The 24,701-nt window shown below is 66.8% G+C and carries 23 protein-coding genes; 8 read left to right on the top strand and 15 right to left on the bottom strand.

Translation table 11 applies throughout. The annotated features are described in order from the left end of the window. Positions 1-347 precede the first annotated feature (347 nt). On the bottom strand, positions 348-1,850 hold the full coding sequence (locus ACTIL2_RS01530; protein ID WP_442335678.1) for an acetyl-CoA hydrolase/transferase family protein: 1,503 nt from the start codon (positions 1,848-1,850) through the stop codon (positions 348-350). 241 nt (positions 1,851-2,091) lie between these two features. On the opposite strand from ACTIL2_RS01530, the gene dusB reads away from it, so the two are divergent. After that, positions 2,092-3,300 (top strand): tRNA dihydrouridine synthase DusB, encoded by a 1,209-nt coding sequence (gene dusB / locus ACTIL2_RS01525; RefSeq protein WP_442335677.1) that lies wholly within the window; start codon positions 2,092-2,094, stop codon positions 3,298-3,300. A gap of 64 nt (positions 3,301-3,364) precedes the next feature. Next, complete coding sequence (phoU, locus tag ACTIL2_RS01520) at positions 3,365-4,102, top strand: phosphate signaling complex protein PhoU (RefSeq protein WP_442335676.1); 738 nt, start codon at positions 3,365-3,367, stop codon at positions 4,100-4,102. On the opposite strand, the gene ACTIL2_RS01515 is transcribed toward phoU, so the two are convergent. From ACTIL2_RS01515 to ACTIL2_RS01485, 7 genes are all read right to left on the bottom strand, one after another. Then, positions 4,099-4,614 (bottom strand): AAA family ATPase, encoded by a 516-nt coding sequence (locus ACTIL2_RS01515; RefSeq protein WP_442335675.1) that lies wholly within the window; start codon positions 4,612-4,614, stop codon positions 4,099-4,101. The two genes, phoU and ACTIL2_RS01515, sit on opposite strands and share 4 nt — an antisense overlap. Positions 4,615-4,752: 138 nt before the next feature. Continuing rightward, a complete protein-coding gene (pstB, locus tag ACTIL2_RS01510; RefSeq protein ID WP_442335674.1) occupies positions 4,753-5,529 on the bottom strand; it encodes a phosphate ABC transporter ATP-binding protein PstB in 777 nt (258 codons plus the stop codon). A gap of 21 nt (positions 5,530-5,550) precedes the next feature. Further along, the gene (gene pstA / locus ACTIL2_RS01505) at positions 5,551-6,480 is read right to left on the bottom strand and encodes a phosphate ABC transporter permease PstA (RefSeq protein WP_442335673.1); all 930 of its coding nucleotides are present in this window, start codon (positions 6,478-6,480) and stop codon (positions 5,551-5,553) included. Between the two features lie 15 nt (positions 6,481-6,495). After that, positions 6,496-7,578: a phosphate ABC transporter permease subunit PstC gene (pstC, locus tag ACTIL2_RS01500; RefSeq protein ID WP_442335672.1), complete on the bottom strand. Its 1,083-nt coding sequence runs from the start codon at positions 7,576-7,578 to the stop codon at positions 6,496-6,498. Between the two features lie 13 nt (positions 7,579-7,591). After that, complete coding sequence (pstS, locus tag ACTIL2_RS01495) at positions 7,592-8,695, bottom strand: phosphate ABC transporter substrate-binding protein PstS (RefSeq protein WP_442335684.1); 1,104 nt, start codon at positions 8,693-8,695, stop codon at positions 7,592-7,594. A 130-nt stretch (positions 8,696-8,825) separates the two neighbouring features. Further along, positions 8,826-9,803 carry a mycothiol synthase gene (gene mshD / locus ACTIL2_RS01490; RefSeq protein ID WP_442335671.1) on the bottom strand — a complete coding sequence of 326 codons (978 nt, stop codon included), beginning with the start codon at positions 9,801-9,803 and terminating at the stop codon, positions 8,826-8,828. Between the two features lie 27 nt (positions 9,804-9,830). Continuing rightward, positions 9,831-10,523 carry a winged helix-turn-helix domain-containing protein gene (locus ACTIL2_RS01485; protein WP_442335670.1) on the bottom strand — a complete coding sequence of 231 codons (693 nt, stop codon included), beginning with the start codon at positions 10,521-10,523 and terminating at the stop codon, positions 9,831-9,833. Positions 10,524-10,688: 165 nt separating this feature from the next. On the opposite strand from ACTIL2_RS01485, the gene ACTIL2_RS01480 reads away from it, so the two are divergent. Beyond that, positions 10,689-11,567, top strand: coding sequence for an LmeA family phospholipid-binding protein (locus ACTIL2_RS01480; protein WP_442335669.1), 879 nt, complete (start codon positions 10,689-10,691; stop codon positions 11,565-11,567). A gap of 36 nt (positions 11,568-11,603) precedes the next feature. Next, entirely contained in the window at positions 11,604-12,251 is a 648-nt protein-coding gene (locus ACTIL2_RS01475; RefSeq protein ID WP_442335668.1) for an FABP family protein, read from the top strand. 11 nt (positions 12,252-12,262) lie between these two features. On the opposite strand, the gene ACTIL2_RS01470 is transcribed toward ACTIL2_RS01475, so the two are convergent. Continuing rightward, the gene (locus ACTIL2_RS01470; RefSeq protein ID WP_442335667.1) at positions 12,263-13,150 is read right to left on the bottom strand and encodes an aminodeoxychorismate lyase; all 888 of its coding nucleotides are present in this window, start codon (positions 13,148-13,150) and stop codon (positions 12,263-12,265) included. Between the two features lie 65 nt (positions 13,151-13,215). On the opposite strand from ACTIL2_RS01470, the gene ygfZ reads away from it, so the two are divergent. Together ygfZ and ACTIL2_RS01460 are read left to right on the top strand one after the other, a co-directional pair. Further along, entirely contained in the window at positions 13,216-14,415 is a 1,200-nt protein-coding gene (gene ygfZ, locus ACTIL2_RS01465; RefSeq protein WP_442335666.1) for a CAF17-like 4Fe-4S cluster assembly/insertion protein YgfZ, read from the top strand. Positions 14,416-14,580: 165 nt separating this feature from the next. Further along, complete coding sequence (locus ACTIL2_RS01460; protein ID WP_442335665.1) at positions 14,581-14,760, top strand: DUF3073 domain-containing protein; 180 nt, start codon at positions 14,581-14,583, stop codon at positions 14,758-14,760. A gap of 238 nt (positions 14,761-14,998) precedes the next feature. Here ACTIL2_RS01460 and purM read toward each other — a convergent pair whose 3' ends face one another. Together purM and ACTIL2_RS01450 are read right to left on the bottom strand one after the other, a co-directional pair. Then, on the bottom strand, positions 14,999-16,090 hold the full coding sequence (gene purM / locus ACTIL2_RS01455; protein WP_442335683.1) for a phosphoribosylformylglycinamidine cyclo-ligase: 1,092 nt from the start codon (positions 16,088-16,090) through the stop codon (positions 14,999-15,001). A 73-nt stretch (positions 16,091-16,163) separates the two neighbouring features. Continuing rightward, a complete protein-coding gene (locus ACTIL2_RS01450; protein ID WP_442335664.1) occupies positions 16,164-16,565 on the bottom strand; it encodes a sterol carrier family protein in 402 nt (133 codons plus the stop codon). A gap of 127 nt (positions 16,566-16,692) precedes the next feature. Between ACTIL2_RS01450 and ACTIL2_RS01445 the strand changes: the two genes are divergently transcribed. After that, positions 16,693-17,658, top strand: coding sequence for an acyl-CoA thioesterase (locus ACTIL2_RS01445; protein ID WP_442335663.1), 966 nt, complete (start codon positions 16,693-16,695; stop codon positions 17,656-17,658). Between the two features lie 12 nt (positions 17,659-17,670). On the opposite strand, the gene ACTIL2_RS01440 is transcribed toward ACTIL2_RS01445, so the two are convergent. Next, on the bottom strand, positions 17,671-18,522 hold the full coding sequence (locus tag ACTIL2_RS01440; RefSeq protein ID WP_442335662.1) for a hypothetical protein: 852 nt from the start codon (positions 18,520-18,522) through the stop codon (positions 17,671-17,673). Positions 18,523-18,541: 19 nt separating this feature from the next. Then, the gene (locus ACTIL2_RS01435; RefSeq protein WP_442335661.1) at positions 18,542-19,456 is read right to left on the bottom strand and encodes a hypothetical protein; all 915 of its coding nucleotides are present in this window, start codon (positions 19,454-19,456) and stop codon (positions 18,542-18,544) included. Positions 19,457-19,793: 337 nt separating this feature from the next. On the opposite strand from ACTIL2_RS01435, the gene ACTIL2_RS01430 reads away from it, so the two are divergent. Then, positions 19,794-21,242: a transposase gene (locus ACTIL2_RS01430; RefSeq protein WP_442335682.1), complete on the top strand. Its 1,449-nt coding sequence runs from the start codon at positions 19,794-19,796 to the stop codon at positions 21,240-21,242. 120 nt (positions 21,243-21,362) lie between these two features. Here ACTIL2_RS01430 and ACTIL2_RS01425 read toward each other — a convergent pair whose 3' ends face one another. Next, entirely contained in the window at positions 21,363-22,301 is a 939-nt protein-coding gene (locus ACTIL2_RS01425) for a hypothetical protein (RefSeq protein ID WP_442335660.1), read from the bottom strand. A gap of 61 nt (positions 22,302-22,362) precedes the next feature. Next, a complete protein-coding gene (gene purL / locus ACTIL2_RS01420) occupies positions 22,363-24,699 on the bottom strand; it encodes a phosphoribosylformylglycinamidine synthase subunit PurL (protein ID WP_442335659.1) in 2,337 nt (778 codons plus the stop codon). Between the last annotated feature and the right edge of the window lie 2 nt (positions 24,700-24,701).

The following is a 24,701-nucleotide window of genomic DNA, read 5'->3' as shown; positions in this document are numbered from 1 at the left end:
AACCCACGACCTGCGGATTAAAAGTCCGTAGCTCTACCAACTGAGCTAAAGGCCCCGATGTACCCCGTCGACATGATGACGGTGCGAGGAGAATTCTATCGCACGAGGCGTCCCCTCCCCACAGTACCCCGGGCCCCGGTCGACATTCACACCCGAAACACTTTCCACATACTGAGACACGCAGGTCAGGGGACTGCAAGGGTCGCATGAAAATCGCTCGCAGTGTGAAAGTATGGACTCTGCCGGGATCAAGTGAGAAGCAACGCGAAAACCCCCGGCCACCGGGACCGGGGGCATTCAGCGCAGCGCAGCCGCAGCACAACAGCAGTGCATACGGTACTGCCCGACTACTTGCGCATCGAACCGGTCTCGAGGAAGCGGGTGTGGAACTCGAAGGCCTTGGACAGGTCGTGCGGGGTCTGCTGGAACTTCGACTTCGACGCGGCCTCCACGTACTCCTCCAGCAGCGGCTGGTAGGACGGGTCGGCGATCGCGATCATCTTCTTCACCCGGTCACGCGGGGCCAGCCCACGGAGGTCGGCGTAGCCGTTCTCGGTGATGATCACCATGGCGTCGTGCTCATGGTGGTCAATGTGGGACGCGAAGGGCACGATGGCGGAGATGTCGCCGCCCTTGGCGATCGACGGGCTGATGAAGGAGGAGATGAAGGCGTTGCGGGTGAAGTCACCCGAGCCGCCGATACCGTTCATCACGCGCGAACCGGACACGTTGGTGGAGTTGATGTTGCCGTAGATGTCGGCCTCGATCATGCCGTTGGTGGCGATCAGGCCGAGCCGGCGGATGACCTCCGGGTGGTTCGAGACCTGCTGCGGGCGCATGATGATGTTCTCGCGGTACTTCGCGGCCTCCGCGTTCATCTTCTCCGCGTACTCCGGGGACAGCGAGAACGATGTCGCCGAGGCGACGGTCATCTTGCCCGCGTCCATCAGGTCGACCATGCCGTCCTGGATCACCTCGGTGTAGGCGGTGATGTTCTCGAACTTGGAATCCAGCAGGCCCGCCATCACGGCGTTCGGCACGTTACCCACGCCGGACTGCATGATGTAGCGGTCGTAGGACAGGCGCCCCGCGGCAACCTCGCCCTCGAGGAAGTCGAGGAAGTAGCCGGCGATCTTCTTGGAGGTCTCGTCGGCCGGGGTGAACGGCGCGTTGCGGTCGGGTGCGTCCGTCTCGACGACGGCGACGACCTTGCTGATGTCGAACTCCATCGCGGTACCACCGATGCGGTCACCGGGGGCGGTGATCGGGATCGGGGTGCGCTTGCCCGGCTGCTCGATGCGGTAGATGTCGTGCATGCCCTCGAGGTCGCGGGACTGCCAGTCGTTGACCTCGATGATGACCTTGTCGGCGGCGTCGATGTACTCGAGGTTGTTGCCGACGGCGGAGGACGGGACGACGGTGCCGTCCTCACGGATGGCGACGGCCTCGATGATGGCGACGTTGAACTTGCCGAAGAAGCCTTCCTGGACCTGCTTGCCCAGGTGGGACAGGTGGATGTCCCAGTACTTCGACTCACCGGCGTTGATCTGCCCGCGCAGCACCGGGTCGGAGTTGTAGGGGGTACGGAAGCTGATGGCCTCGGCCTCGGCGAGGACGCCGTCGCAGTCGACGGCGGTGGATGCGCCGGTGAACAGTTCGATCTGGAACTCGTCACCACGTCCGTGGGCCGCCTTCGCACGGTTGGCGATGGCCGTGGGCAGTACCTTGGGGTAGCCGGCACCGGTGAAGCCGGAAGTCCCCACCTTGTCCCCGTTGTTGACGAATTCCGCGGCCTCCTCGGCCGACATGATCTTCGACTGCAGACCGCTGTGTGCGATGCGCTCAGACACTCTTTCTCCTCAAATTTTCCCGGTGGTTCGGCAATATGTCTGTAATTATCACGACTTGTTTCTCAGGCAAACGTGATGTCTGCCACCATTAATATCACAACAGGTGGCAGCGGACACTGTCCGGGTGTGACCGTCCACATTCCAGTGTAGTGAGTGAAGGACAGATCACCCTCGCGAGGGGTCGGGGACAACGTCCCGCACGCTTTGCGCTGCAGCGTCCTGCGGTGTGAGAATCGTAACGGTGAGCATTGTCAGCACCCCGACCACCACACCTGCCCCGGCACTGTCCATCGGCAGGTTCGACCTCGACTCCCCCGTCGTCCTCGCCCCGATGGCAGGGGTGACCAACGTCGCCTTCCGCACACTGTGCCGTGAGCAGGAACGCGAGCGCATGGGAAGCGTCGCGGGCCTGTACGTCTGCGAGATGGTCACCGCCCGCGCCCTGGTCGAGCGCAACCCGAAGACCCTGCACATGACGACCTTCGCCCCGGACGAGGACCCCCGCAGCCTGCAGCTCTACACCACCGACCCGGAGTACACCTACCGTGCTGCGCGGATGATCGCCGAGGAGGACCTCGCCGACCACATCGACATGAACTTCGGCTGCCCGGTCCCCAAGGTCACACGCCGCGGCGGCGGATCCGCCCTGCCCTTCAAGCGCCGCCTCTACGCCTCGATCGTGCAGGCCGCCGTGAAGGGGGTCGCGGACGCGGGACGCGACGGCGGGGACACTGCCATCCCGGTCACCGTGAAGTTCCGCGTCGGCGTCGACGACGAACACCACACCCACCTCGACGCCGGACGCATCGCCGCCGACGAGGGAGCCGCCGCCGTCGCCTGCCACGGGCGCACCGCCGCCCAGCGCTACTCCGGCACCGCCGACTGGGACGAGATCGCCCGCCTCGTCGAGCACATGGACGGCACCGGGGTGCCCGTCCTCGGCAACGGCGACATCTTCAAGGCCTCGGACGCGGCGGCGATGATGGAGCACACCGGCTGCGACGGCGTGGTCGTGGGACGCGGCTGCCTGGGGCGCCCCTGGCTGTTCGCCGAACTGTCCGCCAACCTGCGTGGACTGCCCATCCCGGACGAGCCTGCCCTCGGCGAGGTCTGCACCATCATCATGCGCCACGCCGAACTGCTGTCCGCCCACGAGGGCGAGAAGTACGGCGTGCGCGAGATGCGCAAGCACATGGCCTGGTACATGCGGGGCTTCCCCGCGGGTGGGGAGGTCCGACGCCAGCTCAGCCAGATCAACGATCTGGAGTCACTGCGGCGTGTCCTGGACCCGATGCGGGGGTCGGACGCCCTGGCGGCCGACTCCGACGGCGCCCGCGGACGCCAGGGGTCGCCCGGGAAGGTGTCACTGCCGGACGGTTGGCTGGACGATCCGCAGGAGGAATTCGCCGGCGTTCCGGAGGTTGAGGACGCCGCCAACAACGGCGGATGAACGGTGGATGGCCGGGAGGTAACTTAGGCGGCGAAAAGTCTTCCGGGGCCGTAGACTCGCGACTATGCGCACTGTGTACCAGGAACAGATGCGGATCTTCGCACATGAACTCGCTCTCATGGCGGACAAGGTCCGCGGGATGATGTCGTCGGCCTGTGAGGCCCTGTTCAACCAGGACATCGATACGGCCGAGCAGGTCCTGAGTTCGATCGACGGGGTCGAGGAGCTCCGCAAGCGGGCCGAGACCCGCTCCTTCGAGCTGCTCGCACTCGAGGGCCCCGTGGCCAGGGATCTGCGTCAGGTCGTCTCCGGGACCTACATCGTCGAGGACCTGGCCCGCATGGCTGCCCTGTCGGTGCACGTGGCACGGCTCTCCCGCCGTCGTCACCCGGACCCGGCCGTCCCCGAGATCACCGAGCCCTACTTCCGGGAGATGGCCCGTCTGGTCGACGGTGTCGGCGGGAAGCTGCACGACGTCCTGGTCACCTATGACCCGGAGAAGGCCATGGAGCTCGCCCTCGACGACGATGCCGTCGACGACCTCCACGAGCACATGTTCCAGGTCACCGGCAAGAAGGACTGGCCCTACCCCGTCTCCGCCGCGGTGGACGTCACGCTGCTGTCCCGGTTCTTCGAGCGCTACTCCGACCACGCGGTGAACATCGGCACCCGTGTGGTGTACCTGGCCACCGGCATGCAGCCGGACGAGTACGAGGTCTCCCGCCGCAGCGAAGAGCAGCAGGAGACCATGCGCGAGCAGTTCGACGAGATCCGGCGCCGCTACGGCTCCGACTCGTTCTAGGCCTTCTCCGCGACCGTGAGCGCGGCGAGTGCGGCATCCGCCAGCACCTCCGGGGTCTGGCCTGCGTCCAACCGGACGCCGGCTTCGTCGGCGCGCAGGCGCTCCAGTTCCGCGTACTGCTGCCGCAGCACCTCCGCGTCCGGGTGCTCCCCCGTGCGTCGCAGGACGCGGTCCCGGATCACGTCCTCGGTGGCGTGCACGTGGACGAAGAACACGAACCCCTCAGCTTCGCGGAAGATGTCGCGGGCCCGGCGCCCCAGGCCCAGGCTCACGACCACCGTGGACGTGCCTTCCGCCGCCTGCGCCGACAACCAGTCCCTGATGGAGTAGGCCCAGGGCAGACGCTCCTCGGGGGTCAGGAACTCACCGGATCCCATCCGTGAGCGGACCTCGTCGGGCTGCAGGTCCGCCGCGGTGGCCGCGGTGAAACCGGTGCGGCGCTCCAGTTCAGCGGCCAGCTGCCCCTTGCCGCTGCCGCTCACCCCCATCAGCACGATGTGTACAGGACTCATACGGCGCTCCTTCCCTTCTGCCCACCGGTCAACGACCGGTCAAGAAACTGTTGTTTCCAGTGTGGCACGAAATGAGCGAGGGGGTGGGGGTACCACCTGTCCCGGATCCGGACCTGCTTTCCGGGAATGCGACCCGGATCAGCCGAAGCGTCCCGAGATGTAGTCCTCGGTCTCCTTGCGCTCCGGGTTCTCGAAGATCTTCTTCGTCGGACCGACCTCCACCAGCTGCCCCGGCTTCCCGGTGGCCTCCAGCGAGTAGAACGCGGTCTGGTCGGACACGCGCGCGGCCTGCTGCATGTTGTGGGTCACGATGACGATCGTGAACTCCTCCTTGAGCTCGTGGATGAGATCCTCCACGGCCAGGGTCGAGATCGGGTCCAGCGCCGAGCACGGCTCATCCATGAGCAGCACCTCCGGCTCCACCGCGATCGCCCGGGCGATGCACAGGCGCTGCTGCTGACCACCGGAGAGTCCGCCGCCGGGCTTGTCGAGGCGGTCCTTGACCTCCTCCCACAGGTTGGCCGAACGCAGTGACTTCTCGGCGATGTCGCGCAGCTTCTTCTTGTTCTTCTCGCCGGAGAGCTTCAGCCCGGCGATCACGTTCTCCTCGATGGACATCGTGGGGAACGGGTTGGCCTTCTGGAAGACCATGCCGATGGTGTTGCGCACGGCGACCGGGTCGACGTGGCGTCCGTAGATGTTCTCCCCGTCCAGCAGGACGTCCCCCTCGACGTAGGCGCCGGGGATCACCTCGTGCATCCGGTTCAGGGTGCGCAGCACGGTGGACTTGCCGCAGCCGGACGGTCCGATGAAGGCGGTCACGGAGCGGGGCGGAACCTCGAGGTTCACGTTCTGGACGGCGTGGAAGTCGCCGTAGAAGATGTCGACGTCTTTGAGGTCGAGGCGCTTGGCCATGTCAGGAATCCTTCGGTGCTTCTAGTCGGCTTTGATGGAGAACTTGGCGGAGATGATGCGGGCACCGATGTTCAGCGCACCGATGATGACGACCAGCGTCAGTGCGGCGCCCCACAGGCGGGCGAGCACCTCGGAGTTCGCCTGCAGCTTGTACATCTCCAGCATGAACAGGGGCAGCGAGTTCTGGTTGCCGTCGAAGACGTTCCAGTTGATCACCGGGGTTGCACCCACCAGGATCAGCACCGGGGCGGATTCACCCATGATGCGGGCAACGGCGAGCATGACGCCGGTGACGATGCCGGACAGCGCGGTCGGCAGCACGATGCGCATGATCGTCTTCCACTTCGGGACGCCGAGGGCGTAGGCGGCCTCACGCAGGTCCATCGGGACGATGCGCAGCATCTCCTCGGTGTTCCGGACGATCACCGGGATCATCAGCAGCACCAGTGCCAGGGATACGGCGAAGCCGGAGCGCTCGAAGCCGAACATGGTGATCCACAACGCGTAGACGAACAGGGCGGCCACGATGGAGGGCACACCGGTCAAGACGTCCACCATGAACGTGGTGGTGCGCCCCAGCCAGCCGCCACGCGAGTACTCCACCAGGTAGATGGCGGTGAGCACGCCGACGGGCACGGAGATCAGCGTGGTCACCAGGGCCTGGGTCAGCGTGCCGATGATCGCGTGGCTGATGCCGCCCCCGGCCACGTTGGACAGCTGGCCGAACATGTCGTAGGCCCACCAGTCACTGCTGAGGATGACCGGCAGTCCCTTCTGGATCAGGACCCAGAGCACCCAGACCAGCGGGACGACGGCGACGCCCATCGCGACGTACACGATGACGGTGGCCATGTTGTTGCGCAGCTTGCGCCCTGTGGAGATGTCGGAGAACCCGCTGGGGGCCAGTGCCGCGTGGGGGCGGTTCTCGAGGTCGTGCGAGGTAGTCGTCATAGTCGGTGACATCTCCTACTTCTTGTTGTTGACGACGGCACGGGCGGCGGCATTGACCAGGAAGGTCAGCACGAACAGCACCAGGCCGGCGGCGATGTAGGCACCGGCCTTGAGATCGTCGTTGAACTCGGGGGCGGCGTTCGCGATCGCCGTGGCGAAGGTGGTTCCTCCGTCCATCAGCGAGCCCCTGAACCCCGGGGCGGAGGCTATGACCATGTACAACGCCATGGTTTCACCGAGGGCGCGGCCGAGCCCCAGCATGGCGCCGGAGATGTAGCCGGACTTGCCGAACGGCAGGACGGTCATCCGCACGACCTCCCACCGGGTCGCGCCGAGGGCCAGTGCGGCCTCGACCTGGCCACGCGGGGTCTGGACGAACACCTCCCGGGCGGTGGCGGCGATGATCGGCAGGATCATGATCGCCAGGACGACACCACCGGTGAAGATGTTGCGGCTGGTGGAGAACGCCGGGGACGTCCCCTGCTGCCAGTCGAAGAGGATGAAACCCCCACCCCAGCCGACCAGCCACTCGTAGAACCCACCCAGGGCCGGTCCGAGCACCTGCATGCCCCAGATGCCGAAGACGATCGACGGCACCGCAGCCAGCAGGTCGATGATGAACCCGAGGGGTTTCACCGCACGCTTCGGGCAGTAGTTCGACAGGAAAATGGCGATGCCCAGGGCGATCGGCATGGCGATGATCAGCGCCAGAACCGACACCATCACCGTGGTGAAGAACATGTTCGGGATGCCGAACTGCATCCACCCGCCGTCATTGGATCCGTAGTCCAGGTTCCACCGGTCGCCGTAGGTGAAGAAGCTGAACAGGCCGTCCCGCTCCCGGGACAGGGCTGGCACAGCCTGGAGGATCAGGAACAGGCCGATCGCACCGATGATGACCGTGATCAGGACGGCTGCGCCGGTCGACAGGGTCTCGAAGATCCGGTCGCCGGGACGCTTGCTGGCGCGGGCCTTGACCACCGGCTTCCTGCCCGGCGTGCCCGTGACCGTGGCGGTCGCCCCGGTCCCGTTACCCCCGTCGTCCCCGGCGGTCTCGGCGGGACTGCCCGAGAGGTGGTTGTCCGTGGAATTGGACATCTACTGGCTCTTCCTACTGCAGTTCGTCGACGGCGGTCTCGAGCTTCTCCTTGAAGGAACCGCTCAGCGGGATGTAGCCGGCCTCCTCGAGCTGGTCGTTCTGGTTGTCGAGGATGGTGTGGAGGAAGTCCTTGACCTGGCCGGCGGTCTCCTCGTCGTAGCCTGCGGAGCAGACGATCTCGTAGGTGGTCAGGGCCAGCGGATAGGCGCCCTCCTCCTCCATGCTGAACAGTGCCTCGGAGTCGACGACGAGGTCATTTCCCTCGCCGGAGAACTCGACGCTGTCCAGAGCCTTGTTGACGGTCTCCGGGCTGAGTTCGGTCGGGCCGGCACCGAAGTCGAGGTTGGCGATCCCGAGGTCGTTCGCGGTGGCGAAGCCGGACTCGACGTAGGTGATCGCGCCGTCGGTGGCGGCGACCTGGTCGGCGACACCCGAAGAGCCCTGGGCGCCCGACCCGACACCGGTCGGGAAGGTCTTGCCTTCGTCCTCCCACAGTCCGTCGGTGGCGGTCTTCAGGAAGGACTGGAAGTTGTCCGAGGTTCCGGACTCCTCGGCGCGGTAGAGCACGTCGATGGGCTTGTCGGGCAGGTCGACGCCCTCATTCTCGGCGGCGATGGCCTCGTCGTTCCAGTTCTTGATGTCACCCTTGAAGATCTTGGCGACGGTCTCGGTGGAGAGGTTGAGCTCGCCGACACCCTCCAGGTTGTAGGCCACGGCGACGGGGCCGACGACGGCCGGCAGATGCCAGGCATCGTTGCCGTCGCAGCGCTCGGCGGCCTGGCCGGCCTGCTCCTCGTCCAGCGGGGAGTCGGAGCCGGCGAAATCGACCTGGTCGGCGATGAACTGCTTCTGTCCGGAGCCGGACCCGGTGGCGTTGTAGGCGAGGGTGGCTCCGGGCACGGCCGAGGAGTAGGCGACGCTGAACTGCTCGATCGCCTTCTGCTGTGAACTGGCTCCCTCACCGCGGAGTTCGCCCTCAGTGTTGGTCAGCTCGTAGTTGCTCTCGGCCGCGTCCCCTCCGTTATCGCTGTCCGAGTTGGAGCAGCCGGTGAGGATGAGGGATCCGGCGGCGACGGTGGCGGCCGCTGCGGTCACCGTGCGACGGCGCTGGGTCAGATTCTTCACTGTTGACGTCCTTAGATGCTGTGCGTTGTGGTTGGACAACTTTCGACAACCGCGAACGTTAACGGGCATTGGTGGACGACAGGCACCGCAAAAGTGAACGGAAAGTGAATACTGCCGGGAGCTAGAGAATCCCCCGGTAGACCACGTCGCGGTGGACGATCTCGAAGCCGAGTTTGCGGTAGGTCGCGACCGCCGGGACGTTGTCGCCCTCGACGTAGAGGTCCACCGCCTCGGCGCCGCCGTCCAGCAGGTAGCCGATCCCGAGGATGGTCAACGGCGTCCCCAGTCCCCTGCCGCGGGCGGCGTCGGCGAGGCAGACCACGTACACCTCCCCGTGGGTGTCCCCCTCGGGACGCTTCGTCCAGTGGAAACCGAGCAGTTCGTCCCCTCCCCAGAGGAACAGCAGGCCTGCCGGGTCGAACCAGTCGACGTCCCGCGCGGAGCGCAGTCGTCCGAGGTCCCAGCCGCCCTGTTCCGGGTGCCAGGCGAAGGACTCGTTGTTGACCCGCAGCCACTCATCGTCGACGGTGTCCGCGCCGAAGGCCTCACGGGACTCGGTGAAGTCCATGACGCGCAGACCCGTCTCGGTGACGGTCGTGGCCGCCCCGTCACGGCCCGTGAGCATCTCCTCCCGGCGCGCACGGCCGCCCTCCGACCCCGTGGAGCAGTCCACCGACATCTTCAGCAGTTCACGGACGGTCCTCGCCCCACGGTTCCCGGCGAAGCCCTCCGCCTCGTCGAGGGCACCGTGGGACCATACGCTGAGCTGCTGCTCACCGTCGAGCATCCGCCCCATCTCCCGCAGCAGCCCGGTGGCGATACCCCGCCTGCGGACGTCGGGGCGCACGGCGATCTCGGAGACATTGGACGGGTTGACGCTCAGAAGACCGACAACACTCCCCCCGTCGTCACCCCCAACGGTCTCCGCGACGAGGTGCCGGTAGCCGGAGGTCCCCTCCAGACTGCGCAGGAACGCTTCGCTGTACGCCTCCACACCATCGGCCTCGGCCACGGTGCGCAACAGCTCAAGGGCCGGACCGGCACCTCCGTCCGCCGGGTTGAGCTCGCGGTATACGAGGGCGTCCTGGGTGTTTTCCATGGCCTTCTCCTGCTCTGTCGCGCCTGGTCAGTGCACGTGGGCTTCGCTGTCTATCTCCACGGCCTTGTACCCCACGTTACGCACCGTGGCGATGACCTTCTCGTAGTCCTGGCCCAGTTTCGCCCGGAGACGCCGGACGTGGACGTCCACGGTGCGCGTCCCGCCGAAGTAGTCGTAGCCCCACACATCCTGCAGGAGCTGCTCACGGCTGAAGACACGCCCGGCGTGCTTGACGAGGAAGTACAGGAGCTCGAACTCCTTGTAGGTCAGGTCCAGCGGGCGGCCCTCGACGCGGGCGACGTAGGTGACCTCGTCCACTATCAGCGCACCGATCGACGCGACCTGGCTGTCCTCCGCCTCCTCGACGGGGACGGGACGGCGGGTCATCAGCATCCGCAGCCGGGCGTCCACCTCGGTGGGTGTCGCCGACGGCAGCAGGAAATCGTCGACGGCCCAGGAGCCGTCCAGTGCGATCACGCTGGTCTCCTCGATGGCGACGGACACCGGCAGCGTGGGGTGTGCCGCGGCGACGGAACGGCACAGGTCGCGGGCTCCCAGCAGATTCGATCCCGTGACGTCGATCATCACGACCTCGGCGTCCCCCACCTCCTTGACGGACCCGGCCGCCGGAGGGAGCAGGATGACCTCATGGGACAGCAGAGCCAGCGACGGAAGCACCTCTGAAACATCGTCTTTGTCAGAGAGCACGGTCAGTTTCACGGCCGTCGTCCTTCCTTCGGGGGAGTGCGCCGGGCGTGACCCGACCCGGTGACATGCCCACAATACACTTGCCGGACCTGCGCAATCACACCGACAGGTTACCGCAACAGGGACGAAACGAACTCGTAACATAACGAAACCGGGGTTGCTTTGTATGCTGGGACGGTGCCCGACAAGCCCGCCGCCCCCGCCGCCGCCGTCCCCGTGGAGAAATCCGGGAGGCGCCGCCTCAGCCGCGCCGGACGCATCCTGTTGACCGTGGTCGTCGTCATCGCCGTCCTCGCCGGGGTCGCGGTGGTGGCCGACAGTCTGGTCGCCGCGCGGGTCGAGAAGAGGATCTCGGAGCGGATCCACGAGGACTCCCACCTGGCGAACCCGCCGGACGTTGTGGTGACCGGCATGCCCTACCTCGCCGCGGTGTTCACCCACGAGGTCCCCTCCATCCACGTCGACGCCCGTGACGTCGAGGTCCCCGGGTTCGGCAGGGTCACCATGTCCTCCTCGGCGACGGAGATCACCCTCGACCGGGACGCTGTCCTGTCCGGGACCTTCACCGACGCCCCCGCCCGCGAGGTGTTCACCCGCATCCAGATGGACACCGTGGAACTCGGCGAGAAGTTCGGCATTCCCGACCTCGCACTGCGGTCGCAGGACGACTCCTCGCCCACCGGCGGATGGGAGACGAAGGCCTTCCTGTCCGGGACCCCCGAGGGCCTCAGGTCCGGCGCCGACGGGGAGTACGAGGTGTCCATGCGCCTGCGGGTGTGGGAGGGCGACGTCTACCTCACCCCGGTCGAGATCACCGACACGCCCGACGGCACGGACCCCGACGACCTCCCGGCGGATACCCGGGAGAAGGTGATGGACGCGTTCACCCTGGAGATGCCGGGGACGTCCCTGCCCCTGCACAGCAAGCCCCGCCGCGTGTACAGCTCGGGCGGATCGCTGTTCATCGAGGCGGAACAGAACTACACGACCGTCAGCGTGACCGACCTGGCGCCGCAGTCCGGCCCCCTGGGCGAGGACGAGCAGCCCGGACTGTGACGCAGCCGCCACGACCGCACCGGTATGCTGTCGGGCATGACAAGCGAGAACAGCGCGAACACCGGTATCAGCGGAAACGAGGCCGTCTCCCGGGCGGAGGAACAGGCGAAGCAGACCGCAGGACGCAACATCCCCGCCCTCGGCGACCTGCCCGTCGCCGAGGACACCGCCAACCTGCGCCAGGGCCCTAACCTGCACGACGGCCTGCTGGGCCTGCTGCCCCTGGTCGGCGCATGGCGCGGCGAGGGGCACGCCTCCCCCACCAACGGCGACGCCGACTACGCCTTCGGGCAGCAGATCATCTTCGCCCACGACGGCGAGAACTACCTGAGCTACAGTTCCCGGATCTGGCGGCTCGACGAAGAGGGGGAGGCGGTCGGACAGGACCGTCGCGAAACCGGCTTCGTCCGCATCAGCGAGAAGGACGACATCGAGTTCCTCACCGTCCACAGTGACGGCGTGGTCGAGGTGATGTACGGGCGTCCCCGCACCGAGCGTGCCTGGGAACTGGAGAGCGCCTCCACCCTGGCCACGGAGACCGGTCCGGCGTCCTTCGGGCCGGGCAAGCGCCTGTACGGCCTGATGCCGAACAACAACCTCGGCTGGGTCGACGAGCGTATGCCGGCCGACGGCGGCGAACTCACCCCGTGGATGTCCGCGGAGCTCTCCCGCGTGATCGGCTGACCACCGGTCGACTACCGGGTCGCCGCCTCCACGGCGAGCGCCTCGACCTCGTCGGCGACCCCGGGACGCGGCAGTTCCGCACCGTCGAGCTCGGTGACGCGCGCGTGGATCCGCACCGACGACACCAGCCAGACCCCGTCCGCGGCTCTCAGGTCGTCGACGGTGAGTTCCTCCTCACCGGTCTCCCAGCCCCGCTCGGCGGCGAGCCGGAACAGGGACGCCTGGGTGGTGCCCGGCAGCACGCCGGCCTGCTGCACCGGGGTGACCATCCGCCGCCCGGTGACCGCCACGACAGTGGAGGTGGGCCCCTCGAGGACCCGGCCACCTCCGTCACCGTCGCCGATGAAGATCACGTCGTCCAGCCCCTGGGACTTCGCGTACCGCAGGGCCGCCATGTTCATCGCGTAGGACAGTGTCTTCGCGCCGACGAGCGCCCAGGGGGAATCGTCCTCGATACTCAGGCTGAATCCACGGTGGGCGGACATCACCCGCACCCCCTCCGACCTGTCACGCAGGGCCGACGCCGGCTCAGGCGACAGGGTCACCCACCCGGTGGACAGCCCGGTGGCCTCCCGTCCGCGCGAGTACAGGAACCGCAGGGACGCCTCCCCTCCACCGGCGGTGGCCCAGGCGTCCAGGGCCAGCCCGACGGCGGACAGCCACCGGTCCACGTCCGGCTCCGGCAGATCAAGGAGGCGGGCACCGCGCACAAAACGCTCCAGGTGCAGTTCCAGGTTGCGCACCCGGCCGTCGCGGACCATCAGGGTCTCGAAGATTCCGTCGCCGCGGCGGGCAGCGGCATCGTCGATGTGGATGACGGGGACAGACCCGTCGACCTGCTCGGGAGCACTGTCTCCCGCGGGGTGGACGTCGACGACTATGGCGGTGGAATCACTCATGGTCGACCAGTCTAGGACGGCGGTCCGGCTGACACGCGGGCACGGGTGGGGCTAGGGTGGGGACTGTGAGTGATACGCAAGACCTGCAACACTCGTGCAGCCCGCTGGTGGACCATGTCCCCGGGGCCAGCACCGAGGACGGTTCCGGGACCGGTTTCACCACGGCACGCCACTACGGCGCGCCGCTGGTCGAGCAGTCCCGGGTCGACGAGGGGGAACCCGGGGTCATCGACGGGTGGGACCACACCGCACTGCGGGTGTCCGGCCCGGAGGCCGCAACCTGGCTCAACGGGTTCATCTCCCAGAAGGTTGACGCCATGGCCCCCGGGTCGGCGTCCCACGGCCTGCTGCTGGACGCCCAGGGCCGCGTGGAGCACATCTTCGGCATCGCCGCCGTGCAGGAGAACACGTTCCTGCTCGACGTCCCCGGTGACGGCAGCGCACTGCAGGACTTCCTGAACAAAATGGTCTTCTGGTCGCAGGTGGAGGTGGACACCCCGGAGCTAACCCGGCTCAGCCTGGTCAACCCGCATGCCCTGCACGACACCGCCACGACGGAACCGGGCCGGGCCGGGACGTCCTCCCCCTTCGGGGAGAGCGTGCAGTACTGGTCCACCCGCACCCTGGGCGGGCGTCCGGTCACCGACCTCTGGATCCCGCGCGACCGCGTGACCGGCCTGTGGGACGCCGTGGTCGCCGATGGCGCGCGGCCCACGGGCGGATGGGCGGAGGACGCCCTGCGGATCCGCGACCGGTGGCCGGAACTCGGGGTCGACACCGACGACAAACTCATCCCGCACGAGGTCTCCGCCTACATCGGTGAGGACGTTCCGGGGGCCGACGGAGCCACCCAGCTCGCCCGCGCGGACGACATCCCCACCACGTCCGCCGTGCACCTGAACAAGGGGTGCTACCGGGGTCAGGAGACCGTCTCCCGGGTCCACAACCTGGGCCGCCCGCCCCGGCAACTGGTGGTCCTGCAGCTGGACGGTTCCGTCCAGCGGACTCCGGAGCCCGGCACGCCGGTGACCGCAGGGGGCCGCACCGTGGGCAGGATAGGCCGCACGGTGCAGGACGCCGACTTCGGACCGGTGGCACTGGCGCTAGTGAAACGCCAGGTGGTGGAGAAACTGGCGACCGCGGCGGAGGTGCCGCCACTGACCGTGGACGGCATCGACGTCTCCGTCGACCCGGACGATATTCACGTCGACACCTCGGTGCGCCCGGGACGTGCGGCGGTGAACAAGCTTAAGGGGAAGATTTGATCCCATCTGACCTGCACTGACGGCATTTCCGGGCGTTCCCGGGTGGGGCTGTGTCTGACAAGTGCGCGCACACCCGCTATGGTGGGGGCAGAAAAGGAACACCGAAATACGCACGAGCGGCTCAAATCCCTGGCCGCTCGACAGACAACCCGAGGGGGTCAGGCCATGGGTCGCGGCCGTGCCAAGGCAAAGCAAACCAAGGTTGCACGTCAGCTCAAGTACAGCTCTCCTGACATGGATCTCGAGAGTCTCCAGCGAGAGCTGTCCACCGAGAGTGGGAACTCCGACGAGAGTGACTACGAGGAGTGGGACGACTGGAGCGCCGAGGAGGACGAGGGGCGCTGAGCCCCCGTCCCCACTGTTCTACGCCGGAGAACCGGTGACCACGCAGGTTTCCCTGCATGGTCACCGGTTTTTCGTATCCGCCTCCCCTGCAGCCTTCAGTGCCCGGCCACGGAACCGCGTCGCCAGAAGTCCTACCAGTTTTTTGGGGGTAGGACTTTCCGCGACCTGGGGTTTTCCGAGTTCAATCCCCCGAACACCGGTAGGACTTCCACTGGTCGGTCAGGGACAGTGGTCAGGCTCAGTGCCCGGGATGCTCCCCCACGAGCACGGCACGGTCCCCCGGGGCGTTCTCCGACCCGTCCTCAGCGCCGAGCCGGACATGCCCCAGCGTCCAGCAGTCGACGTGGCGGGCGGTGAGCATGGCCAGGGCGCGCTCCGCGTCGTCCTCCCCGACGACGGCGACCATGCCGACCCCCATGTTGAAGGTCTTCTCCATCTCCTCGCGGGAGACCTTGCCCAGCTGGGCGATGGTGCGGAAGACCGCGCCCGGCTCCCACGTTCCGCGGTTCAGTTCGGCGACGAGGCCCTCGGGGATGACCCGTGCCAGGTTGGCGGCCAGTCCGCCGCCGGTGACGTGCGAGTAGGTGTGCACGTCGCATTCCGCGGCCAGTGACAGACAGTCCAGGGCGTAGATGCGGGTCGGCTCCAGCAGTTCCTCGCCGAGGGTGCGTCCGAAGTCGTCGATGTGGCCGTCCAGTTCCAGGCCGGCCTTCTCCAGCAGGACGTGGCGGGCAAGGCTGTACCCGTTGGAGTGCAGGCCGGAGCTGGCCATGCCGATGACCACGTCGCCGTTCCGGACGCGGTCGGGCCCGAGCACCTTCGCTTCCTCGACCACGCCGACGGCGGTGGCGGAGACGTCGTACTCGCCGGGCTCCATCATTCCCGGGTGCTCCGCGGTCTCGCCGCCGAGCAGGGCGCAGCCGGCATCGACGCAGCCTTCGGCGATGCCGGAGACGATGTCGGCGACATGCTCGGGGACAACCTTGCCGATGGCGATGTAGTCCTGCAGGAACAGCGGCTCTGCACCGCAGACCACCAGGTCGTCGACGACCATGGCGACCAGGTCACGGCCGATGGTGTCGTGCTTGTCCATCGCCTGCGCCACCGCGATCTTCGTGCCGACACCGTCGGAACCGGCGGCCAGCAGAGGCTTCTCGTACTCCCCGAGGGCGAACAGCCCGGCGAATCCGCCGAGCCCACCACGGACCTCGGGGCGGGTCGCCTTCTTCGCCAGCGGCGCGAACAACTCGATGGCACGGTCGCCGGCCTCGATATCCACGCCGGCGGCGGCGTAGCTGGCGCCCGTTGAGTTGTCGGGTGTGTCGGTCAGGTCAGTCACAGTCCTCTGCCTTCATGTGCCTTGTGGTGGTGCACTTCCGTGCAAGAAATCAACCGACCCCACCTTACCTGGCACCACCACCCGACACCGCAATTACCGGCAGCCAGTGGGACACATCCCCCGCATGCGCCCCGGAGACCTCGGCACCTGCAGCGACTGCACCATCGAGGTCGATCACCCCCCCGGCCAGTCTGAGCCACGTCAGGGCATCGCACTGCACCACATTCGGCGGCGTCCCACGGCGGTGCACCGAGCCCTCGACGCACTGCACCGCAGCGAAGGGCGGGACGCGGACCTCAACGCTGTGACCTGGTGCGTCCTCCCCCAGCTGGGCCACACTCAGCCGCACGGCCGTGGCGACGGCCCGGCGGGACGGGCGGTCGGTGGCGTCCGGATCAACCACCCACGGCCATACATCGAGGAAGGCCGTACGCAGGGCGGCGGGATCTGGGCTGCTGTCCGTCATGCCGCCATATTAGGGCCTGTAGGATGAGAACCATCACCAGACGACGGAAAGGGAGATCGTGCCAGTATCAGGGGCAGAGGCAGCAGACCAGGGAAGAACGCTGCATCCGGAGACGACGCTCCGCTTCATGGCCGCACCCACCGACGTGTTGATGCAGGGCGCCCGCGGCGTCCATGGCGGTCGCGTCCTGGAATGGATCGACAAGGGAGCCTACGCGTGTGCCGTGGGCTGGTCCGGCGCGTACTGCGTGACCGCCTACGTGGGCCACATCCACTTCACCCGGCCGATCCCGTCCGGACACGTGGTTGAGGTGCGGTCCAGGATCGTCTACACCGGCCGTTCCTCGATGCACATCGTCAACGAGGTCCTGTCCGCGGACCCGCGCGAGGGCGTGTTCACCCGCGCATGCGACTGCCTCGTCATCTTCGTGGCGATGGACGAGAACCGGAAGTCACAGCAGGTCCCCCACTTCGAACCGGAGACGGAGAGCGGGAACCGGATCCGGGAGGCCGCCCTGTCCCGCGTGCAGCTGCGCAAGGCGATCGAGGAGGAGATGCTGAAGCAGAGCTACTCCTCCGACCCCGCAGCCACCACCGCACCGAGGATGACGCACCGCTTCATGGCGAAACCCACGGACGTGAACTGGGGCGGCAACGTCCACGGCGGCACCGCCATGGAGTGGATCGACGAGGCCGCATCCGCCTGCACGTCAGCGTGGACGGGCGAGCGGACGGTGGCGGTGTACGCCGGCGGTTTCCGTTTCTACCGTCCCGTGCACATCGGCGACCTGGTCGAGGCGGAGGCCCGGATCATCAGGACGGATGCGCGCAGCATGTCCGTGTCGGTTCACCTGCGCGCCGGTGATCCGCGCGAGGGCACCGGCAACCTGCCGGTGGCGATCCACGCCTCGATGTCCTACATCGCCACGGACATCGACGGTAATCCGCTGCTCGCCCGCAAGTTCACCCCGACGACCCCGGAGGACAAGCGGCTGGAGCAGCATGCGGCGACGCTGCGTGAGCTACGGACGAAGTACCGTCCGATGCCGCTCATCGAGCCTCTGCGGGACGAGAGCCAGTACCCGATGAACTGACCGGCGGCGGTCTCAGAGCGTGTTGACGTCGGTCACCTGGTAGTCACCGTCCCGCTCGATCAGAAGGACGGCCCCCTTGACGCTGTCCTCCTGGTCGGAGACCCCCACAAGGAGCATGCTGTCGATCTCGTCCCGGGTGTAGCCCTCGTCCTCGAGGTCCTCGTACCAGTCGTCTTCGTTCCACTCGGGCGTGCTCATCCGGAGCTGTTCTGTGGTGACTACGTCCGACGCCGTCAGATCGCTGCCGCCGAACAGGGCATCCAAGCCGTTGAAGGAACCGTCGCCATCGAGCTGGAGTGCGGAGATCACACTGTCCCGGTCCTGGTAGGTCGAGTTGTCCTGAACCCAGGAGCGAAGATCGTCCTCGCTGTCATTGTCGAGCAGGTCACCGACAGTATCCCTGGCGTCCTTGTACTCGTCGCCTCCGCCGAACAGTCCGAACGCCCAACCGGCGACACCGACAACCAGGGCCGTAGCCACCGCGGTCACCCCGATCGCCAGTCCCCTGGACTGCTTGAACGACGTGCGGACCTCCCGGACCGCATGCCGTTGGAACTGCTGACCTTTACCACCTCCGGCGGGTTGCGCAGCAGCGGCCTGACCGTCACCTCCCGGATTCAGGGATGCCAGTTGCCGGAGGGAGTCGATGTCGATGTCGGGGGCATCCGGATCCCCGATCCGCTGGTCGTAGAGGGAACGACGGCCGTCGTCGCCGAGGATCGACCGGGCGACGGTCAGTTCCTCCCTCGCCGCGGGGTCGTCCTGCGGAACAGACGCGATGCGCCTGTCGAGTTCGCTGGCCAGGTCACCGGTCGGGGAGCTCCGGTCCAGTCCGAGGGACCGGTAGATGTCGTAGTGTGCCATGAGTCCTTACCCTTCTTTCCTAGTACGGGGAAACCTGGACGATGCTGTAGTCGCCGTCGCGTTCCGCGAGAGTGACATTCCCCTTGTAGTCCCCGTCGCCGTCCCTGACCCCGACCATGACGACTGACTCCGCTTCCTCACGCGACACTCCGTCGTCCTGCGCGTCCTCGAGGATCGAATCAACGGGAGTGTTGGCCGTCATAGCCATCTGCTCGAGGGACATGCCCACGCCCGCCTCCAGACCACTGCCGTCGAAAACGGCGTCCATGCCGTTGAACGAACCGCCCTCACTGGCATTCAGGGAGGAGATGACGTCATCCCTCATCTCATGCAGGGAATTGTCCTGCAACCAGTCACGCAGTTCGTCGACATCGTCCTGCTCAAGCATGTCGTCCACGGTGCCCTGCGCATCGGAGAAGTCCGGCTGGCCGTCCCCGCCGAGCAGTTTCCCCATTCCCCAGCCCCCGAGGAGGACGACCACCGCGGTCACCAACGCGGTCAGCCCGATCGCCAAACCCTTGGACTGCGTGAAGGAATCCTTAACCTGCTTACCAGCCGCGGCCGACGTGCTTCCGGCTTGGCGGGCGAACTGCCCGGCCTGCCTCCCGAACTCCTGTCCCTTCCCCGGGGCAGCGTCGGAGGACGGGACGCCCCCACCTGGAGCAGCACTGCCGGGACCACCCAGATCCAGCGCCGCGAGCTCCCGGAGCGAGTCCACATCAATCTCCGGGGCGTTCGGGTCGTCGAGACGCTGGTCGTAGAGGGATCGCCGTCCCCCGTCGCCGAGGATTGACCGGGCCGTCGTCAGTTCCTCGACGGCCGCGGCATCCCCGGGCGGCGTCGCCGACAGGCGACTGTCCAGCTCGCGGGCCAGATCCGCCCCCGATGCGTTACGGTCCAGCCCCAGGGACCGGTAGATGTCATAGTGTGCCATGTAGCCTTCTACTCTCCTGAAACGTCGGACGGTGTCATGCCGCCCATCACTGAAGACAAGTGGGAGCTTAGCAAGTACTTACTCTTACCCTTGAGAGTATCGGGGAAAGATCCTCACCTGCCGATGTCGATATCGGGCTCCGAACTAGGAGCGTGGGTCTTTAATCGGTAGCCAGATCCACCGTGAAACACCCCGGATCCACTACCGAAACAAGCGTTGACATGGGACAATAATACCCATGAGCGCTTCTAAGTCCACCGGCCCCGATCACGACGACGGCCTGTTCCCCGCCGACATCCTGGCCCACACCCCTGCCGAGGATGTTCGCTCGGCACCGGTGGACAAACGCTTCGCCCCTTTTGATCCGCACCAGGTCACCCTGATGCCCGAAGCCCTCGACGACTGGCTACCGGCCGAGCACCCCGCCCGCATGATCGCCGAGGTCGTCGACAACGAGTTGGACCTCACCGAGTTCTACGCCGCCTACACCGCCACCAAAGGCCGACCCCCGTACGACTCGCGGATGATGGTGCGGATCCTGATCTACGGCTACACCACCGCAGTCCGCTCCTCACGGAAACTGGAAACCGCGTGCACCGACATGGTCACCTTCCGCTGGCTGGCGGCGGGCAACCACCCGGATTTCCGCGCGTTCTCCCGCTTCCGCCGCCGGCACCTGCACGCCCTGGCCGGGGTGTTCACCCAGGTACTGCAGTTGTGCCGGGCGGCGGGAATGGTCAGCCTGGGCACGATCGCTTTGGACGGCACGAAGGTCACCGCCGATGCCTCGCGGCGCAAAGCGATGAGCTACGACCGGCTGGTGACTACCGAGCAGTCACTGTCCGGCGACGTCGACGAACTTCAGGGACTCGTCAATGGCATGCTCGTCGATGCTGAAGACACCGACACGATCGAAGACAAGGCCCTGGGCGACGCCCATGGTGACAAGCTGCCCGATGAGTTGGCGACGAAGAAAGGCCGGTTGGCCAAGATCCGGGCGGCAAAAGCCCAGATCGAACGAGAAACCGCCGACGCTGCCCGTGATAAGGCCGAGGCCCGGGCGCGTGACCGTGGTGATGACGAGGCGACAGTCGCCGACACCGGTCAGGACGCCGCCGAGAAGGCGACGCCGAAAGGCCGCGCGCAGCGCAACTTCACTGATCCGGAGTCCAGGATCATGAAGCAGGCCCATGGTGGGTTCGACTACTCCTTCAACGCCGCGACCGTGGTCGATGGTGATCACCAGGTGATCGTCGCGACCGAGTTGGACAACAATGCCGCGGATTCGCGGACGTTCGTTCCGGTGCTCTCGCAGGTCTTCGCCGATGCTGCAGCTGGCAACGGGGCCGGTGGTGATAGCAGATTGGTCCCTGGTGAGGTGCTGGCGGATGCGGGGTACTGCTCGGCCGAGAACCTGCGCTGGGCTGCGCAGGTTGAGCGGGTCTACGGCGAGTTGGGTACCGAATTCTTCGTGGCGACCGGGCGGGTGAAACACGGTGAGACGCTTCCGGACACCCCGTGTGGTCCGGTACCGGCCGGGGCGACGGGCAGGGAGTTGATGGGCCGGAGGCTGCGCACGAAGAAAGGCCAGGCGGTGTACCGGAAGAGGAAGTCGGTTGTGGAGCCGGTGTTCGGTCAGATTGCCACCAGGCAGGGCAAGCATGTGTTGTTGCGGGGGTTGGCGGCCGCGGCGGCGGAGTGGAAGTTGATCTGTGGGGTGCACAACCTGTTGAAGTTGCTGTCGTTCAGGTCCTCGGGGTCGGCGGTGGCCGGGGCTACTGGGTAGTCAGGCCCCGTGCGGGGTCCGGGCATGGTCTGCTGGTCGTCTTGGTCTGGATTCGGTGAGTGGGCACGGTCGTCCCAGTTCTCTGGGCAGGGGTCCGTTCGCAACTACTGACCCACGCTCCTAGTCATCACCATCCAATCCGCCGTGCAGATCCCCGGCGAGCGGGTAGGTCGCCACATCGATCACGCGGTAGTCCCCGTCCACCTCGGTCAAGCCGATGACTCCCAGGACCCTGTCCTCAGGATCCAGCACCGGCACCGACAATGAACTCATGAGTTCCTCCGTTGTGTACCCCTCCGGTTCAGCCATTTCCATCACAAGATCCTCCAGAGGTCTTTCCTCATCCCCCGCCCGCGAGAGCAGCATCGCACTGAAAGCTGTGGCTTCCCCCACCCCAAGTTCGTCCTCACCGATGTAGGAACCCATCTCGCGGAAATCTTCGGGATCTGTCCCGTCGATCGCGAAGAAGTCGAGGATCCGGTCGGCGGCGCGGTCGTCGAGGTGCTCCTCCGCCCAGGATGCCAGACCTTCCGGAGAGTCCTGCTCGAGCATGTCCTCGACAATTCCCTCGGCAGCCTCAAGATCCGACTCAGAGAATCCACGCCCCTGGTCTTCGTCCTCCACCTCGGTGGTCTCCCCCTCCGCCTCCCCATCGTCTGCCCCGATTACGGCGGACGCCCCGAACCCGATGCCCACCCCGACCGCGAGACCGGCGATCACCATCGCCGCCACAGGTAGGACGCCCACCTTCCCCGCCTTCTTCGGCGCCGGATACGGCGGCTGCTGTGGCGGTGGCAGTGACGCATTCGCGGCCATCTGCCGGAGCACATCCACGGTCAGCTCAGGATTGTCCGGCCCCGGTGGAACGGAGAGCCAACGATCATGGTCCTGTCGGACAGCATCCGTACCCAGGACGGCCCGGGCCGTGGAGAGTTCATCGAGCTGCGCGGGATCCGCGGATCTCGCCCACTCAATCCGCTCGTCAAGCTGCTGTGCGAGAGCGGACGTAGGAGCGGAGCGGTCCAGTCCCAGCGAAACGTAGAGGTCGTAGTGGGACATCGGCGACAACGTCCTTCCTGACTCCAGGGAACTTTTGCCACCGAACCTTACCCCGTGAATCTCACTCCAGGGCCGAATTCGCCCCGACCGCATGGCTGAACAACCGCGGCAGCGTCCCTTCCCAGGCCCCGCGTGCATCAGCGACGGGTAGTGAGAAGGACGCGCCGGACGTGGTCACGTCGATGGAGCCACTCTGCTCACCGACGGTCGCGTGTCCGAGGCGGGACACCGGAATACCGTGCCCGGCGAAGGTGGTGGACGCCTCGTCCACCCGAGTGGAATCAACGGCCACCAGGACTCGCGTCGCGGTCTCGGAGAACAGCGCGGTGAACACGTCCACCACCGCGTCGCCCGACACGGCGGACGGAGCGAGCGCGGCAGCCGGGTCGACGGACACCGACGCCCCGGCCTGCACCGCGAACTCCACGAGGGCCTGCGACAGCCCTCCCTCGGACAGGTCATGGGCGGACGCCACGATGCCACGGAGCTCAGACAGTGCAGCACCCAGCTTCTTCTCCGCCGCCAGGTCCACGCTCGGCGGCAGCCCGGCCAGGGTGCTGTGCGCGACCTGCTGCCAGATCGACCCACCAAGCTCGTCGGCGGTCTCCGCACCGACGAGCAGCAACTCGTAGGTACCGGCGGCCGGGATGGTCGGGATGCGGGTCGCCACGTTGTCGATGGTGCCCAGGGTGGCGATCACCGGAGTCGGCAGGATCGCCTCGGTACCGGTCTGGTTGTAGAAGGACACGTTGCCACCGGTCACCGGGATACCCAGTTCAGCGGCACCGTCGGCCAGGCCGTGCACGGCCTCGCGGAACTGCCACATCACGCCCGGGTCCTCCGGGGAGCCGAAGTTCAGGCAGTTGGAGAGCGCAACCGGGGTCGCACCGGTGACGGACACATTGCGGTAGGCCTCGGCCAGCGCCAGGCGGGCACCGGTGTTGGGGTCCAACTTGGTGTAGCGGCCAGAGGCGTCGGTGGCTACGGCGATGCCGCGTCCGGTCTCCTCGTCGATGCGCAGCACACCGGAGTCGGCGTTCTTCGCCAGCACGGTATTGCCGCGGACATAGCGGTCGTACTGCTCGGTGATGTAGGCACGCGAGCACAGCGCGGGGGACGCAGCCAGGTCAAGCACGGTCTGCTTCACGGCGTCGACGCTGGCAGGACGGGCCAGCTCCGGTGTCTCGTTCAGCGCGTCCTGCGTCTCGGGCTTAGCGTAGGGACGCTCGTAGACTGGGCCCTCGTCAGCCATGGTGGCAGCGTCCGCATCGACCACGACCTCACCCTGGTGCTCGATGACCAGGTGGTCGCCGTCGGTGACCTCACCCAGGTCGGAGGCGATGACCTCCCACTTGTCGCAGACCGCCATGAAAGCGTCGACGTTGTCGGGGGTCACGACGGCCATCATGCGCTCCTGCGACTCCGAGGAGAGGATGTCCGCGGCGGACATGTTCTCGGCGCGCAGGTGCACGTTGTCCAGGTTGATGTGCATGCCACCGTCACCGGCGGCGGCCAGTTCGGAGGTGGCGCAGGAGAGCCCGGCGCCGCCGAGGTCCTGGATGCCGACGACCACGCCGGCGTTGTAGAGGTCGAGGCAGCACTCGATGAGCACCTTCTCGGCGAAGGGGTCGCCGACCTGCACGGCAGGCAGCTTGCGCTCAGCCCCCTCCTCGAAGGTGTCGGATGCCAGCACGGAGACACCGCCGATGCCGTCGAGGCCGGTACGGGAGCCGAAGAGAATCACGCGGTTGCCGACACCGGAGGCGAAGGCGAGCTTGAGGTCATCCGACTTGAGCGTTCCCACACACAGGGCGTTGACCAGGGGGTTACCGGCGTAGGACGCGTCGAAGACGGTCTCGCCGCCCAGGTTCGGCAGGCCGAGGCTGTTGCCGTAGCCACCGACGCCGGCGACCACGCCGGGCAGCACGCGCTGGGTGTCGGGGGCGTCCGCCGCGCCGAAACGCAGCTGGTCCATCACGGCGACGGGGCGGGCACCCATGGCCATGATGTCGCGGACGATGCCGCCGACACCGGTCGCGGCACCCTGGTAGGGCTCCACGTAGGACGGGTGGTTGTGCGACTCGACCTTGAAGGTGACGGCGTTGCCGTCGCCGATGTCGATGACCCCGGCGTTCTCACCGATGCCGGCGAGCATCTTGGACTGCATTTCCTCGGTGGTGGTCTCACCGAAGTAGCGCAGGTGGACCTTGGAGGACTTGTAGGAGCAGTGCTCCGACCACATCACCGAGTACATGGCGAGCTCGGCGGCGGTGGGGCGGCGTCCCAGGATGTCCCGGATGCGCTGGTACTCGTCCGGCTTCAGGCCGAGCTCCGCCCAGGGCTGGTCGAGGTCGGGGGTCGTGGCCGCGTTGGCGACGGTGTCGTTGATGACAGACATGA

The organism is Corynebacterium sp., assembly GCF_052107835.1.
In the GTDB taxonomy this organism is placed as follows: domain Bacteria; phylum Actinomycetota; class Actinomycetes; order Mycobacteriales; family Mycobacteriaceae; genus Corynebacterium.
This window is presented reverse-complemented; position numbering and strand designations above follow the sequence as displayed.

Excerpts from the sequence above, each read along its gene's own strand:
- phoU (WP_442335676.1), top strand. The coding sequence starts at position 3,365 with ATGCGCACTGTGTACCAGGAACAGATGCGGATCTTCGCACATGAACTC.
- ACTIL2_RS01515 (WP_442335675.1), bottom strand. The coding sequence starts at position 4,614 with ATGAGTCCTGTACACATCGTGCTGATGGGGGTGAGCGGCAGCGGCAAG.
- pstB (WP_442335674.1), bottom strand. The coding sequence starts at position 5,529 with ATGGCCAAGCGCCTCGACCTCAAAGACGTCGACATCTTCTACGGCGAC.
- pstA (WP_442335673.1), bottom strand. The coding sequence starts at position 6,480 with ATGACGACTACCTCGCACGACCTCGAGAACCGCCCCCACGCGGCACTG.
- pstC (WP_442335672.1), bottom strand. The coding sequence starts at position 7,578 with ATGTCCAATTCCACGGACAACCACCTCTCGGGCAGTCCCGCCGAGACC.
- mshD (WP_442335671.1), bottom strand. The coding sequence starts at position 9,803 with ATGGAAAACACCCAGGACGCCCTCGTATACCGCGAGCTCAACCCGGCG.
- ACTIL2_RS01475 (WP_442335668.1), top strand. The coding sequence starts at position 11,604 with ATGACAAGCGAGAACAGCGCGAACACCGGTATCAGCGGAAACGAGGCC.
- ACTIL2_RS01470 (WP_442335667.1), bottom strand. The coding sequence starts at position 13,150 with ATGAGTGATTCCACCGCCATAGTCGTCGACGTCCACCCCGCGGGAGAC.
- ACTIL2_RS01460 (WP_442335665.1), top strand. The coding sequence starts at position 14,581 with ATGGGTCGCGGCCGTGCCAAGGCAAAGCAAACCAAGGTTGCACGTCAG.
- ACTIL2_RS01450 (WP_442335664.1), bottom strand. The coding sequence starts at position 16,565 with ATGACGGACAGCAGCCCAGATCCCGCCGCCCTGCGTACGGCCTTCCTC.
- ACTIL2_RS01445 (WP_442335663.1), top strand. The coding sequence starts at position 16,693 with ATGGCCGCACCCACCGACGTGTTGATGCAGGGCGCCCGCGGCGTCCAT.
- ACTIL2_RS01440 (WP_442335662.1), bottom strand. The coding sequence starts at position 18,522 with ATGGCACACTACGACATCTACCGGTCCCTCGGACTGGACCGGAGCTCC.
- ACTIL2_RS01435 (WP_442335661.1), bottom strand. The coding sequence starts at position 19,456 with ATGGCACACTATGACATCTACCGGTCCCTGGGGCTGGACCGTAACGCA.
- ACTIL2_RS01425 (WP_442335660.1), bottom strand. The coding sequence starts at position 22,301 with ATGTCCCACTACGACCTCTACGTTTCGCTGGGACTGGACCGCTCCGCT.
- purL (WP_442335659.1), bottom strand. The coding sequence starts at position 24,699 with ATGTCTGTCATCAACGACACCGTCGCCAACGCGGCCACGACCCCCGAC.